This is a genomic window from Capillimicrobium parvum (assembly GCF_021172045.1).
Taxonomy (GTDB): Bacteria; Actinomycetota; Thermoleophilia; order Solirubrobacterales; family Solirubrobacteraceae; genus Capillimicrobium; species Capillimicrobium parvum.
Genome location: NZ_CP087164.1, coordinates 3,754,080 through 3,766,993, shown reverse-complemented (window position 1 = coordinate 3,766,993; position 12,914 = coordinate 3,754,080). Strand labels below are relative to the sequence as shown.

Annotated in this window: 10 protein-coding genes and 2 pseudogenes; 6 read left to right on the top strand and 6 right to left on the bottom strand. The window is 72.7% G+C overall.

The window, feature by feature from the left end; genetic code table 11:
* Nucleotides 1-11: 11 nt before the first annotated feature.
* Entirely contained in the window at nt 12-1,784 is a 1,773-nt protein-coding gene (locus DSM104329_RS18370; protein WP_259311299.1) for an arabinofuranosyltransferase, read from the bottom strand.
* 41 nt (nt 1,785-1,825) lie between these two features.
* Complete coding sequence (locus tag DSM104329_RS18365; protein WP_259311298.1) at nt 1,826-2,584, bottom strand: glycerophosphodiester phosphodiesterase; 759 nt, start codon at nt 2,582-2,584, stop codon at nt 1,826-1,828.
* A 61-nt stretch (nt 2,585-2,645) separates the two neighbouring features.
* On the opposite strand from DSM104329_RS18365, the gene DSM104329_RS18360 reads away from it, so the two are divergent.
* Both DSM104329_RS18360 and DSM104329_RS18355 read left to right on the top strand, forming a co-directional pair.
* Complete coding sequence (locus DSM104329_RS18360) at nt 2,646-4,823, top strand: bifunctional glycosyltransferase family 2 protein/CDP-glycerol:glycerophosphate glycerophosphotransferase (protein ID WP_259311297.1); 2,178 nt, start codon at nt 2,646-2,648, stop codon at nt 4,821-4,823.
* Nucleotides 4,820-5,884: a sulfotransferase family protein gene (locus tag DSM104329_RS18355; RefSeq protein ID WP_259311296.1), complete on the top strand. Its 1,065-nt coding sequence runs from the start codon at nt 4,820-4,822 to the stop codon at nt 5,882-5,884. The genes DSM104329_RS18360 and DSM104329_RS18355 overlap by 4 nt, the downstream gene beginning before the upstream one ends.
* Here the strand turns inward: DSM104329_RS18355 and DSM104329_RS18350 are convergent.
* Nucleotides 5,808-6,764 carry a sulfotransferase family protein gene (locus DSM104329_RS18350; protein WP_259311295.1) on the bottom strand — a complete coding sequence of 319 codons (957 nt, stop codon included), beginning with the start codon at nt 6,762-6,764 and terminating at the stop codon, nt 5,808-5,810. The genes DSM104329_RS18355 and DSM104329_RS18350 overlap by 77 nt on opposite strands.
* Here DSM104329_RS18350 and DSM104329_RS18345 point away from each other — a divergent pair.
* The 4 genes and pseudogenes from DSM104329_RS18345 to DSM104329_RS29175 all read left to right on the top strand — a co-directional run.
* Nucleotides 6,763-6,903 (top strand): hypothetical protein, encoded by a 141-nt coding sequence (locus DSM104329_RS18345; protein ID WP_259311294.1) that lies wholly within the window; start codon nt 6,763-6,765, stop codon nt 6,901-6,903. The two genes, DSM104329_RS18350 and DSM104329_RS18345, sit on opposite strands and share 2 nt — an antisense overlap.
* Nucleotides 6,904-7,040: 137 nt before the next feature.
* Nucleotides 7,041-7,274: pseudogene (locus DSM104329_RS18340) on the top strand (hypothetical protein); the annotation flags it as partial.
* 408 nt (nt 7,275-7,682) lie between these two features.
* The gene (locus tag DSM104329_RS18335; protein ID WP_259311292.1) at nt 7,683-8,321 is read left to right on the top strand and encodes an MBL fold metallo-hydrolase; all 639 of its coding nucleotides are present in this window, start codon (nt 7,683-7,685) and stop codon (nt 8,319-8,321) included.
* 119 nt (nt 8,322-8,440) lie between these two features.
* Nucleotides 8,441-8,919, top strand: a pseudogene (locus tag DSM104329_RS29175) (dihydrofolate reductase family protein); the annotation flags it as partial.
* Nucleotides 8,920-8,980: 61 nt separating this feature from the next.
* On the opposite strand, the gene ppk2 reads toward DSM104329_RS29175, so the two are convergent.
* The 3 genes from ppk2 to DSM104329_RS18315 all read right to left on the bottom strand — a co-directional run bounded on the left by ppk2 (nt 8,981) and on the right by DSM104329_RS18315 (nt 12,874).
* A complete protein-coding gene (gene ppk2, locus DSM104329_RS18325) occupies nt 8,981-9,829 on the bottom strand; it encodes a polyphosphate kinase 2 (RefSeq protein ID WP_259311290.1) in 849 nt (282 codons plus the stop codon).
* 235 nt (nt 9,830-10,064) lie between these two features.
* Nucleotides 10,065-11,132 (bottom strand): hypothetical protein, encoded by a 1,068-nt coding sequence (locus tag DSM104329_RS18320; RefSeq protein WP_259311289.1) that lies wholly within the window; start codon nt 11,130-11,132, stop codon nt 10,065-10,067.
* A 224-nt stretch (nt 11,133-11,356) separates the two neighbouring features.
* Nucleotides 11,357-12,874 (bottom strand): AMP-binding protein, encoded by a 1,518-nt coding sequence (locus tag DSM104329_RS18315; RefSeq protein ID WP_259311288.1) that lies wholly within the window; start codon nt 12,872-12,874, stop codon nt 11,357-11,359.
* Nucleotides 12,875-12,914 lie beyond the last annotated feature (40 nt).

The window sequence follows — 12,914 nt, the reverse complement described above, 5'->3', positions numbered from 1 at the left end:
TCGTTCGGCGCTCAGCCGGCTGCGCCGCGACGGACGAGGACGGCGTCGGCGCCGACGTCGTGGCGCTGCCAGTGCGCCCGATCCAGGAGTCCGGGCCGGAAGGTGATCGTGACCGGGACCGGCTGCGGGAAGCCGTCGCGGTCCGTGCGGATCCGCAGGCCGGCCGGCGTACGCGTGAGGACGAGCGCATCGACCGGGCCGAACGGCGTCCGCGCGAGGGTGCGGGCGGCACACGCCGGGTCCGGACAGGCCGCGGCGGCGCGTAGGACGCCGATGCGCCGGCCCACCTGCGCGTCCGGATGCGCATAGCGGGCCCCCAGCGCGAGGAACCCGTGAAACGGTCGCGTCACCAGCAGTGCGCGATCCGTGCTGGCGACCGTCACGGCCTGCGGCCGGCGTGCCGTCGCGGTGGTGATGAACCGCGCCATCTCCGTGCTGGGGGCCAGATCCACCGGGGCGTGGGCGGCGCGCGTGAACGGACCGGTCGCCTGCGTGGTCCCCTGGGCGGCGCCCAGGCCGAACGTGGCGCCGACCGTCACCACGGCCAGGGCCGCGACGAGGCGGGGATCGATGGTCGTCCGGCCGAGGCCCAGCGTCGGCAGCGCGACCGCCACCGCCGCGCCGGCCGTGGCCCAGAGCATCGTGACGGCGCGGTGCGGCTGGAGCTGCTGGTGGGCGAGCAGCAACGTGGCCACGGAGGCGAGCTGGTAGGCGATCGTGGCCACCAGGAGCGCCGCGACCGCCTGACTGGCCGGGCGCCACAGGGTGAGGGCGAGCGCCGCGACGGCGGCGACCACGACCACCGTGAGTCCGACCGGTCCGCCGAGACCGGTGGTGACGCGCAGGAAGTCGGGGCGGACGTAGTGGCCCTGCGCAGCCGAGCCTCCGGCGATGGCGAGGACGAGGGGCACCCAGAACACGGCCGTCAGGACCGCCACGCCGAGGCACACCGCGCCGGCGCGCTGCAGTGCGGCACGCCGCTCCCGGCGGCTCACGGTCGCCAGGGCCAGCAGGACCGCCAGAAGCAGCACGAAGAGCAGGTCGTAGGTCAGCGCCAGCGCCGCTCCGGCGACCGCCAGCAACGCCAGGCGCCCGCGGTCTCCGGGGGCGCGGACCGTCGTCCACGCGGCGGCCAGCCACGCCACCCCGCAGATCGCGACCAGGCACGAGTACGGCGAGTACCACGCCTCGGTCGCATGGGCGATCGCCTCGGTCTGGGTGGGCAGGACGAGCGACGAGCCGATCGCGGCGGCGAGCGCCCAGCCGGGACGCAGGACCATCCGCCACAGGCAGAACGCCAGCAGCAGCGCGGCGCCCACCGTCCCGATGGTCAGCGGCTTGACGACGTGCCATGGCGTCGCGCCCGTCCAGTTCGCGAGCCGGCCGCCCAGCCAGAACCAGGCAGGTGGATAGAAGCTGTGCAGGCCGCGGAACGTGTAGTCGTCGAGATGCCAGGTGGCCGCGAACCGGGTCACCGCCTCGGTCCGGAAGGCCATGTCGCCGCGGAGGATCGTGAACGGTGGCTGGCGCGTCCCGAGCAGGCCGGCCATCAACGGCGTCATGGCGAGCGCGGTCGCGGCGCCGGCGAGCGCGGCGACGGCCATGCGCCGGTGCAGATGGCCGGCGAGCCGGCGGTCGAGGAGCACGGCGGCGACGGCGATCGCGATCATCAGCGCGGCCCAGATCGGGCCGATCGCGGGAGCGACCTCGTCGGTGGCGCGGAAGTGCAGCGCCACGAGCACGCCGTGCAGCGCGAGCGTTCCGACGGCGGCGACGATCAGCACGACTGCCAGCTCGGCGCTTCGCCACGCGAGCCGGCGGGCGATCACTCGTCCAGCCCCGCGGCGAGCACGTCGTCGTCGACGACGAGGCAGTCGACGCCGACGCGGGCGAGCACGCGGGCGTCGTCCACGCCCGCGCCCCAGACGCCGACCTGCAGGCCGGCCCGGTGCGCCACGTCCAGCGTGACCGCCGGGTCCCGCTCGAGGGCGGCGATCCCCGGCGACCGCAGTCCGAAGGACCCGACGTTGACCATGGCCACGGCGGCGCCGAGATGGACGGCCGCCGGGATCGCCTTGCGCAGGGGGAACGCGCCCCAGGTGATCAGCCCCAGCGGCAGCTGCGGAGCGAGCCGCCGGGTGATCGTCAGGACCGATGCGTCGAAGCTCGAGACGAGGATCGGGCGGCGCGCCGCCTCCCGCCGTGCCATCGCGGCGACGAGCGCCGCCGTCGTCTCGCCGGGCGGGGCGAGGGCGTCCTCGAGCCGGCTCTTGACGTCGATGTCGACGCCGACGCCGGCCGGCAGGTCGTCGAGAAGGTCGGCGACGCGCATCAGCCCGAGCTCGTCGGCCTGGGAGGCCGACAGCTCCGAGATCTGACGGCCGTCCTCGGCGACGGGGTCGTGGCGGGCGACGAGCACCCGGTCGGCCGTGAGGCGGGCGTCGACCTCGACCCACGCAACGCCCGCGGCGACCGCGGCGCGAAACGCCTCCAGCGTGTTCTCGGGCCGGCCGCGCACGACGCCGCGGCCGCTGCCGCGATGGCCGCACAGCACGGGCACGTGCTCGAAGACGGGACCTGCCATCGCGCGTGAGTGTGCCAGCGATCCCATGGTTTCCGGGTGGCCCACTAGCCTGCTGGCGCGCATGATCCGCGTGAGCTTCCTCCTCGTCGTCCACCGCGAGCAGGCCTACGTGGCGGAATGCGTGCGCTCGGTCCTGCGCGAGGGCGGCGATGACGTCGAGCTCGTCGCCATCGACGACGCCTCGCCCGACCACGGGCCGGAGGTGCTCGACCAGCTCGCGGCCGAGGATCCGCGGGTGCGGGTCCGTCACCTGCCGCAGCGGATCGGCCTGGGGGCGTCGCGCGACCTCGCGCTCTCGCTCGCCCGGGGCCGCCACGTGTGGTGCATCGACACGACCGGCGCGCTGGCGCTCGGCGGGCTCGCGCCGGTCGTCGATCAGCTCGACCAGCTGGATCCGGACGTGCTCATCGTCGATCACGACCTCGTGACCGAGCTCGGCGCCGTGCGGCCCGCGCGCCGCGGCGAGCAGCTGGCGGCGCTGGCCGCTCGCGGCCCGCACGAGCTGGCGGCGCTCCCCGCCGCCGCAGCGCTCGCGTCCGGAGCGTGGGACAAGGTGCTGCGAACGCAGCTGCTGCGCGACCTGGGCATGCGGTTCGGGACCGCCGGCCACAGCGAGCTGTCAGTGACCTGGCCGGCGCTGATCGCCGCGGACCGGATCGCCGCCTCGCCGGCGGCCGCATATGTTCGCCGTGAGGCGCCCAACGCCGTGCGCGACGCCCTGACCACCGGCAGTGCCGGCGACGCCCTCGACCAGCACGACGAGGTCTGGTCCTTCCTGCTCGGCCACGGGCGGCGCGCGGCGCTGGCGCCCGTCGTGCGGGAGGCGCTGCTGCGCCAGGCGCTGGGGCTGCTCGAAGCCGCGCCGCCCGGCGAGCGCGCGGCGCTGTTCGCGCGGATATCGGCCGCGTATCGGGATCGCGGGGGCTCGGGGCGCACAGGCATTCCGCGCTCGGTCCCCGAGCTTCGCACGCGGCTCGTGTCCAGCGGCCACCACCGGTCCTACGAGGGGGTCGCGCGCTCGGCGGCGGGCGCGAAGGTCGCCGTCGCCCGGGCGCGACGGGTCGCCGCGCGGGGCCGCGGAGCGCTGGCGCGCGCCGAGCGTGTCGCGCTCCGGCGGCACTACCGGCGCAGCCTGCGGGCGCCGATCGACCCGGAGCTCGCGGTCTTCGCGGCCTACTGGTACCGCGGCTACCAGTGCAACCCGCGGGCGGTCTACGAGGAGGCCCGCCGGGTCGTGCCCTCCGTGCGCGGGGTGTGGGTCGTCACCGCGGACGCGGCTGCGAGCCTTCCCGCCGGCCTCGACCATGTGGTCGACGGGACCCCGGAGTACTACGACGTGCTCGCCCGTGCCGCCGTGCTCGTCAACAACGTGAACTTCCCCAACGACGTGGTCAAGCGCCCCGGCGCGGTCCACCTCATGACCCACCACGGCACGCCGCTGAAGCGGATGGGCACCGACGTGACGACCGGCCCGCGCGATCTGGCGCCGCTGCTGCGGCGCGTGGCGCGCTGGGACTACAGCGTCTCGTCGAACCCGTTCTCCACGGTCGTGGTCGAGCGGGTGTTCCCCGGGCGCTACGCGACGCTCGAGGTGGGCTACCCGCGCAACGACGTGCTGGCCCGGGCCGGCGACCCGGAGACGGCCGCGGCGCGCGAAGCGCTCGGCATCCTCGCGGGGCAGCGCGTCGTCCTGCACGCCCCGACGCATCGCGACTACCGGCCCGACTGGGCGCCCACGCTCGACGTCGCCGCGCTGGCCGAGGCGCTCGGCCCGGACGTCGTCGTCCTCGATCGCCGCCACTACCTCTACGGATCGCGGCCGGGGATGGACGACCTGCAGCGCGAGGGCCGCGTGCGCGACGTCTCCGGCCACCCGAGCATCGAGCAGCTCTGCCTGGCCTCCGACCTGCTGATCAGCGACTACTCGTCGATCGTCGTCGACTATGCCGTGCTGGACCGCCCGATGGTCATCCACGCCCCGGACTGGGAGGTGTACCGCACGATGCGCGGCACGTACTACGACCTGGTGGGCGAGCCCCCCGGGGTGGTGACGACGACGCTGGCGGAGGTCATCGACGCGGTAGCCTCGGGTGCCTTCGCCGACGAGCCCGCGGAGCGGCGCCGGGCGTTCCGCGAGCGCTTCTGCCCGTGGGAGGACGGTCGTGCGGCCGAACGCGTGGTGGGCAAGGTCTGGCTGGGCGAGGAGCCGATCGCGCCGCGGACGGCGGCGGCCCCGTGACCGATCGGCGCCTGGTCCTGGTCGTCGGCGTGGGGCGCAGCGGGACGAGCCTGCTGGCGGGCATCCTCGGCCAGCTCGGGTTCACGATCCCGCAGCCTGAGGTCCGCGCCAACGCGACGAACCCTCGCGGGTTCGGCGAGCCGCGCTGGGTCGTCGACTTCCATCGGCGCCTGATGCGGGCGCCCGAGGTCAACGTGCACGTCTTCGACGCCCGCCCGGAGGCATTCGCTCGCACCGCCGCCGCGGCGGCTGCGGCCCCCGCCCGCGAGCAGCTGCGCGCCTGGCTCGGGCAGGAGCTCGCTGCGGCGCCCGTCGTCGTCGTCAAGGACCCCCGCAGCGGCTGGTTCCTGCCGCTGTGGACAGCGTGCTCGGCGGATCTGGGCGTCCAGACGTCGTCGCTGACGATGCTGCGCCACCCGGTCGAGATCCTGCTCAGCGCGCGGAGGTCCTACGGCACGTGGCAGTCGGACGTCAGCCGTGGCGCCGGGTGGCTCAACCAGATGCTCGAGATCGAGCACGTCACCCGCGGGCGGTCGCGCGCCTTCGTCCGCCACGACGACCTGTTCGCCGACTGGAGCTCGGTCGTCGCCCGCGCCGGGGAGCGGATCGGGCTGCGCGAGCTCGCTGAGGTCGCGTCCGTCCCGCGCCCGGACATCGACGCGTTCGTGGACCCGCGACTGCATCGCAACCGGGGCGCGTGGGGGACGCTCACGCTCCCCGCCGGGCTCCAGGAGATCATGGAGGAGGCCTGGGAGGCGCTGCTGCTGCTCAGCGGCCCCGCCGACGAGGATCCGGGCGCCCACGCGCGCCTTGACGCGGCCCGCGCGGCGTACCACTGCGTGTACGCCGACGCGTCGCAGATCGCGGAGTCCTCGGCGATCGCGGCGCGGCGGCGCCGGCCGCCGCGGCCGAGGCCGCCCGCTCCGCCGCCGTCGGCGCTGGACCGGTTGCGCGCCGCCGCGGTGCGGCGCATCCCCCGGCGGGTCAAGGATGCGGCCCGCGGCCCGCGGCCCGGGGCTCGGCGGCCACCGGGCGGCGGTACAGGACGTAGCGGCGCTTGAGCTCGTCGATGCGGTGCCGGCGCCACTTGCGCCGGCGCCGGCGGCGCTGTTCGTCGAGCCGCGCCATCTGGACCGGATCCGCCGCGGCCGTGAGCCCGGGCAGGGGCCGGTAGCCGAACCGGCCGAACCACCGGCACGTCGCCTGCTCGACGAGCGCCACGTCGCCGGGGCGCAGGCGCTCGCGCCAGCTGTCGATCGGCGCGGTGCTGATCGGCTCGTTCAGGCGCTCGTGCCAGCCCTCGCGGAACGTGCCGCGGCGCTCGGCGCTGATCATGTGGGCGACCGCGTCGCCGCCGCGCAGACCGGCGAACGCGCAGATGCGCTCGAGCTCGGTCGCCGGATCGCGGACGAGGTCCTCGTAGCGCACGTCGAGCAGCTGGTCCGGGCGCAGGCGCGGCGCCATCGCATCGACGCGCGCGACCGCCGTCTCCCAGTTGGCCAGCGAATGCGCGAGCGCCGTGTCCTCCGCGGCCCAGCCGAGCGGCATCTGCGACGCGACCGCGGCCCGCGGGTCGCGCACGAGGTTGATGAACTGGGCGTCGGGGAACAGCGCGAACATCGTGTCGATCTGCCCGGCGTAGCCGGGGCGCTTGTCGCCCCACCGCGGCTTGCCGTGCATCTCGGCGTACATCTCGAAGCACGTGGCGAGGATCGAGCCGAGCGTCGGGGGGGCGGCGACGATGCGCTCGATCGCCTCCACGGGATCGCGGCGCGCGCGGATGCGCTGACCGCCGAAGCCCTGGGTCAGGAAGATCCACTCGCCGATCCTGCGGCGGTTCGCGGCATCGCGCAGGTCGCCGTAGCGGACCCGGAACCGCCACAGCGGGAACACGAGGTTCGTCTCGGCGGGCACCGCGAGATCCGGGTGGTTGTCGAGCATGCTGCGCAGCAGCGTCGTGCCCGAGCGCGGGCAGGCGCCGATCAGCAGCGGCCGCAGCGACCGGCCGGCGAACCGCGACGGAGCCCGCTCGATCCAGGAGCTCGATCGAGGCGCCCAGGGACCCGCGACAGTCGGGTGAGCGGTGGGCTCGCCGGCGGCTGGGTGAGGAGATCGCGCCACGACGACAGCCGCCCACGCTACCGGACGGTGCCCGGTGAAAAGCTCTCAGCGTCCTGATGCTGACCGCACGCGACGGCGTCGACGATCGCGTCCGGGGTCTACTTCCTCCTGGCCGGGGCCCGTGACCGCTTCGCCTACCTCGACGTCGGGCTCGCCGTGATCCTGGTGTTCGTCGGCGTCAAGTTCCTGCTCACCGACGTGGTCCACATCCCGCCCGTTCGGCCCGCAGGTTCGTCGCGAGCTGCATCGCCTCCAAAGGCGCGCCGCGTCGGTGACGGTCTCGGTGAGGTCGCGCGAGACGACATCCCGCGAGAAGACCTCGGCGCGTAGTCGGCTGCCCGCGGGCGTCCCGCCGGATGATGGTGAACGGAATCGAGCAGCGCGGTACTCAAAAGGCGACAGAGACGGCGTACGGGCTCGTGTGCCACGACCGCATGCGCCCGCGTGCCGAACCCGCGACGCGAAAGCGAGAGCGGGCCTACGCCGAGTGCGACGGCTCCTGAGAGCCGTGGCACTGATGGTCGAGAATCGGCTACTCCGGTCTCTCGACGGACCTCGAGCGCCGAGCTTGTCGACGCGACGGTCGCGGCCGTGCGTCGCTCAAGGTGATGGCTCGGAGGGCTGCAGCGATGAGTTTGCGTCTCCCCATCCGTCCTAGCGAGACGGCAGAACGAATGCGAGAGGTAGGAGAGCTCCGTTGTCACGCTCAAGAGAGAACGCCGCGGCGGTCGGTACACGATGAACGCCCCCGGCTCGATCACCGTCACGCCGGTCTTCGTTGCCGATCTGCTCGCCGAGGGCGAGCGGATGCCGGTCTACGTGCACGTCATCGACCATCCCGATGCGCGCGTGCTGGTGGACACCGGCATGACGGAGCTGCACCCGGCGGCGGCCGACCTCGATCCCCGGCTCCGGCCACTGAGCAAGCAGAGCTTCGATCTCGCCGGCATCGACATCGTCGTCAACACACACCTGCAGTTCGACCACTGCGGCGGCAACCACCTTTTCGCCGGCAGGCCGATCTACGTCCAGCGTCGGGAGCTCGACGACGCGCGCAGCGAGGACGACTACACCATTCGGGAGTGGGTCGAGGCGCCCGGCGTGCGGTACGTGCCGGTCGACGGCGAGTTCGAGCTGCTTCCTGGGCTCCGACTCGTCCCGGCGCCGGGCCACACGCGCGGCATGCAGGTGATCGTCGTCGAGACCGGCGGGCGTCCGGTCGTCGTCGGCGGCGACGTGGCGGTCTGGTTCGGCGAGCTCGACGAGCCGCAGACCGCAGGCCAGCTGCGGGTGCGCGCGCTCGATCCCGAGATGGTGTGGCTCGCGCACGAGCATGAGCCATGGCGACCCCGCGCGATCCGTCCTGGCGAGCGGTAGGACGAACTGCGAGAGGTCGGAGAGGCCGTTGTCACGCTCAAGAGCGCACGTCTTGTCACGCTAAGAGCGAACGTCATCACGATCATCGTCCGTCGCAGTGATACGACGAGCGTGACGCCATGCTGATCTACTCGATGAGCGTCTCGGTGGACGGCTTCATCACCGACCGTGAGGGCGGGTTCGCACGACGGCCCCGAGCGACGAGCTGTTCCGTTTCCACCCCGAGCTGAACCGCGAGGTCGGTGGCTTCCTGCTCGGCCCCATGCTCTACGAGACGATGCTGGTGTGGGAGATGGACCCGTCGATGCGGGAAACCGAGTCCGGGGCGGCGTTCGCCGACGTCTGGTGCGCGATCCCGAAGGTCGTGTTCAGCCGGACGCTCGGCAGCGTGCAGCGGAACGCCCGGCTCGCCGAGGCGCCACTGGCCGAGGAGGCCGCCGCGGCGCTCGACGCGACCGACAAGCATGTCTCGATCGGCGGCGCCCGGCCGGCCACGCAGGCGGTCGAGCTCGGCCTCGTCGACGAGCTACGGATGTTCCGCTACCCGATCGTCGTCGGTGGCGGCACGCCATTTCTCCCGCCGGTCACCGAGGAGGTCCTTGCTGTCAGATCAGCCCGGAGCAGCGGCGCGGCTGCCCCTGTCTCGGAGGCTCCGGGGCTCAGGACAGCAGCGACGCGGCGTGGTCCGGCACGTAGGTCTGCGTCTCGCGGGGCGGCCGCTCGTAGCCGCGTGGAGGCGGGCGCTTCGGCAGCTTCAGCGATGGATGGGCGACGTCGTCGTAGTCCAGTGACGACAACAGGTGGGCGATCATGTTCAGACGCGCGCGCCGCTTGTCGTCGCTCTCGACGACGAACCAGTGAGCCTCGGCGATGTCGGTGTGGACCATCATCTGGTCCTTCGCCTGCGAGTAGTCCTCCCAACGGACGATCGACTGCAGGTCCATCGGCGAGAGCTTCCACTGCCGCATCGGATCCTTGAGGCGTGATTTGAACCGGGCCTGCTGCTCGGCGTCGCTCACGGAGAACCAGTACTTGCGCAGAAGGATGCCGTCCTCGACGAGCATCCGCTCGAAGATCGGGCACTGGTGGAGGAAGCGGTGGTACTCCTCGGCAGTGCAGAAGTCCATCACCTTCTCGACACCCGCGCGGTTGTACCACGAGCGGTCGAAGAGGACGATCTCGCCGGCGGCCGGAAGGTGTGCGATGTAGCGCTGGAAGTACCACTGGCCGCGCTCGCGCTCGGTCGGGGCGGGAAGCGCGGCGATGCGGGCGACACGCGGGTTGAGGTACTGCGTGACGCGCTTGATCGTGCTGCCCTTGCCGGCGGCATCGCGCCCTTCGAAGACGATCACGAGCCGTGCGCCCTCGGCGCGGATCCACTCCTGGAGCTTGACCAGTTCGCCCTGGAGCCGGATCAGCTCCCGCTCGTAGACCTTCTTCGGAAACGGCTGACCGGGCTGCGGGGCGGCCGATTGCTGCGAAGCCGAGCGCTGCTGGCGCTTCGCCATGCTCCGAAGCCTACGGCGTCGCGCTCGCCTTCGCCTGCCACCTGCACTGCGCGCTTGCGCGGAAGCGCTCGTGCGTCGCGCGAGAAGCGGCGGTCCAGGACGTCTCGGTCGGTTCGGAGCTCCACTGCGACCGCCTGGTTGGTGTTCGGGTCTCGTGGGTGCAGCGGGAGCATCAAGCCTCACGCCCCGGCGCCCGCAAGAGACGGGCGCCTCCACCCGACGGCCGAGCGGTCACTCAGGAGCCGGGCGTGGAGTCCTCTTTGCCGCTCGGTGCGTCGGAGTTGCCGCGGTTCTCGCGCGCTGCTGGTGGCCGCTGACGCCGGCTGCCACTCGCGCTGGAGCGCGATTGCTTGCTCGACGCCTTGGCACGGCTTGGCGGCTTGGCGGACGATCTCGCTGCCGAGGTGGTGGTCCGCTTCGGCTTCTTGCGCGTCGCCGGCGCCTGGCGCTTCGCGCGAGTCGGGGGGGCGCTCGTATCGGCGGCGGGCGCGTCGCCGGCGACCGATGCAGTCGCGGTCGAGGGGGCGACGTCGTCCTGTGCGGCAACCTCGGCTGCGACCGAGGGCGGCCCGGTCGCGGGCGACGCGGCGGACCGCCTTGCGTTGCGGCGCACGTTCGAGGTCTGCCTCTTCGCGCCCGCGCGCCGACGGCCCGGCTCAGACGAGGCCGCGCCGTCCTCAGCCGCAGCCTGCGCGGGTGCGGCCGCCTGCGTGGCATCGGTCCCCTGCGTGGTATCGCCCGTCTGAGCGGCAGGTTCCTCGACGGGGGGAGTCTCGCCGGCGACCTCTCCAGGTTCAGGTGTGGACGCGGGGGCGGCTGCAGCGTCGGCGTCTTCGACGACCGCGACGGCCTCCTGCGGGCCCGCAGTCGCTTCCGGGGTGACGTCCGCCGGCGGCTCGCTTGGCTGCGCGACGCCATACACCGGAGCACCATCGGCAACTTCTGTCTTCGTCAGAACGTCACTCGCCACGAGGCGGCGCAGTCCCTGGCTGACCACTGATGCCGACAGCCCGGTGGCTTCGCAGATCTCCTCGCGGGTCATGCCCGCCCGCTCGCGCACCGCACCGATCAACGCCTCACGGTTGCTCCTGCGACCCGCGCGCACCGATGCGGTTCGCGCGGCCGGTCGCCGTCGCCGTGGACGAGGCGCGGTTGGGCTCGCGGCCGGTGGCGGCGCGTCAGGCGTCTCCTGCTCGAGCGCGGAGAGCGCTCGTTCCAACCGTTCGTACTCGTCAACAGCGGCACGACTCAACGCAAGCCGCTCACGAATCTCGACGTGAATACGCTCGAGAAGATCAGACACAAGAGTCCCTTTCGAAGATCGGGGCCAGCATAGGTGCTCTCGACCGGCGTCCCCCTGGAGTCACCTTTCGTTGTGACTCCGAACGCAATGATGTCATCGCTGGGCGTTGTGGAACTGAGTCATGGAGATGGCGGCCGCAGTGCTCGGCGCCCCGCACGGCCTGGTTCACGGTAATCGAGGTGCGTGAGCGCAGTCTCCTCGAGGTGTTCTCGGCCGGTGATGGGTCAGGGCCAGTACGGCTGGCGCAGCACGAACTTCTGGACCTTGCCGGTGGCGGTGCGGGGGAGGTCGTCGCGCTGCTCGACCGAGGTCGGGCACTTGAAGCCGGCGAGGTGCTGCTTGCAGTGGGCGATGATCGCCTGCTCGTCGAACGTGGCTCCGTGACGGAGGACGACAAGGGCTTTGGGCGTCTCGCCCCAGCGTTCATGGGGGACGCCGATGATGGCGGCGTCGACGATGTCGGGGTGTTGGTAGAGGACGGCTTCGACCTGGAGGGAGGAGACGTTCTCGCCGCCGGTGACGATGACGTCCTTCTTGCGGTCGGTGATGCGCAGGACGCCGTCCTCGAAGGTGCCGCCGTCGCCGGTGATGAACCACCCGTCGCGGATGGCCGCTTCGGACACGTCAAGCTTGTTCCAGTAGCCGTCCATCGCCTTGGCCGTGCGGGCGAGCACCTCGCCTTCCTCGTCGACGGCCAGTCGAACGCCGAGCAGCGGCGCGCCGGCCGCGGCGAGGCGCTCGGCGCGGTCGCGGGGCGAGAGTCCCTCGGAGGGGAGAACGCGGTTGGCGGTCAGCACGGGCCCGGTCTCGGTGAGGCCGTAGGCGTGGATCATCTCCCAGCCCGTCGCGTGCTCGAACTGCTCGATGACGGCCGCCGGGGTGGGCGCGCCGCCGGACACCATCCGCGTGGTTCCGTCCCCGGGAACGGGCCGGCCGGCGGCGCGCAGGGCCTGGGCTGCCTGCTCGATCGTGGCGGCGACGGGGGCGGCGCCGCAGAGCAGCGTGATCGCCTCGTCGTCGACGCGGCGGAGGATCTCGGGTCCACGGACCTCGCGCTGGATGATCTGGGGGACGCCGAGCGCGGCGCAGGCGAGCGGAAGGCCCCAGCCGTTGACGTGGAAGATCGGCAGCGTGTGCAGGTAGCGGTCGCCCTCGGCCAGGCCGAAGCCCCACCCGACCGCTGTTGCGTTGAGCCAGTGGCTGCGGTGCGTGAGGATGACGCCCTTCGGCGCCGCTGTCGTGCCGGACGTGTAGTTGATCGTGGCCGGCGCCTCCTCTGCGACCGGGGCCCACTCGAGCGCGTCGTCGGCGGGAGCGAACAGCTCGGCGTCGGCCTCGCCGTCGAGGACGATCCGCCGCGGCCCGGTCACCGAGGCGAGACGTTCGTCGAGCTCGGGGTCGACGAGCAGCAGCGACGCGCCGGAGTCCTCGACGATGTACTGCGCTTCCTCGGCGGTCAGGCGGAAGTTGATCGGCACCAGGATGCGCCCGGTGCCGGTCGTCGCGTAGAGCGCGATGAGCAGCTTGGTCGCGTTGGGCGAGATGATCGCGATCCTGTCGCCGGGCGCGATGCCCATGCGGTCCAACGCGCGCACCATCCCGTCGCAGCGCAGCATCAGCTCGCCGTAGGTCAGGCGGCCCAGCTCGCCGGAGAAACCGGCTTCGTCGATCGCGCCGAGGCGCTCGGCGTGAACGGTCCGGGCGCGGTAGCAGAAGTCTGCGGTGGTCAGCGGGACATGCATGCGGGCTCTCCTTCGACGACGCCAGCATACATACGCGTAG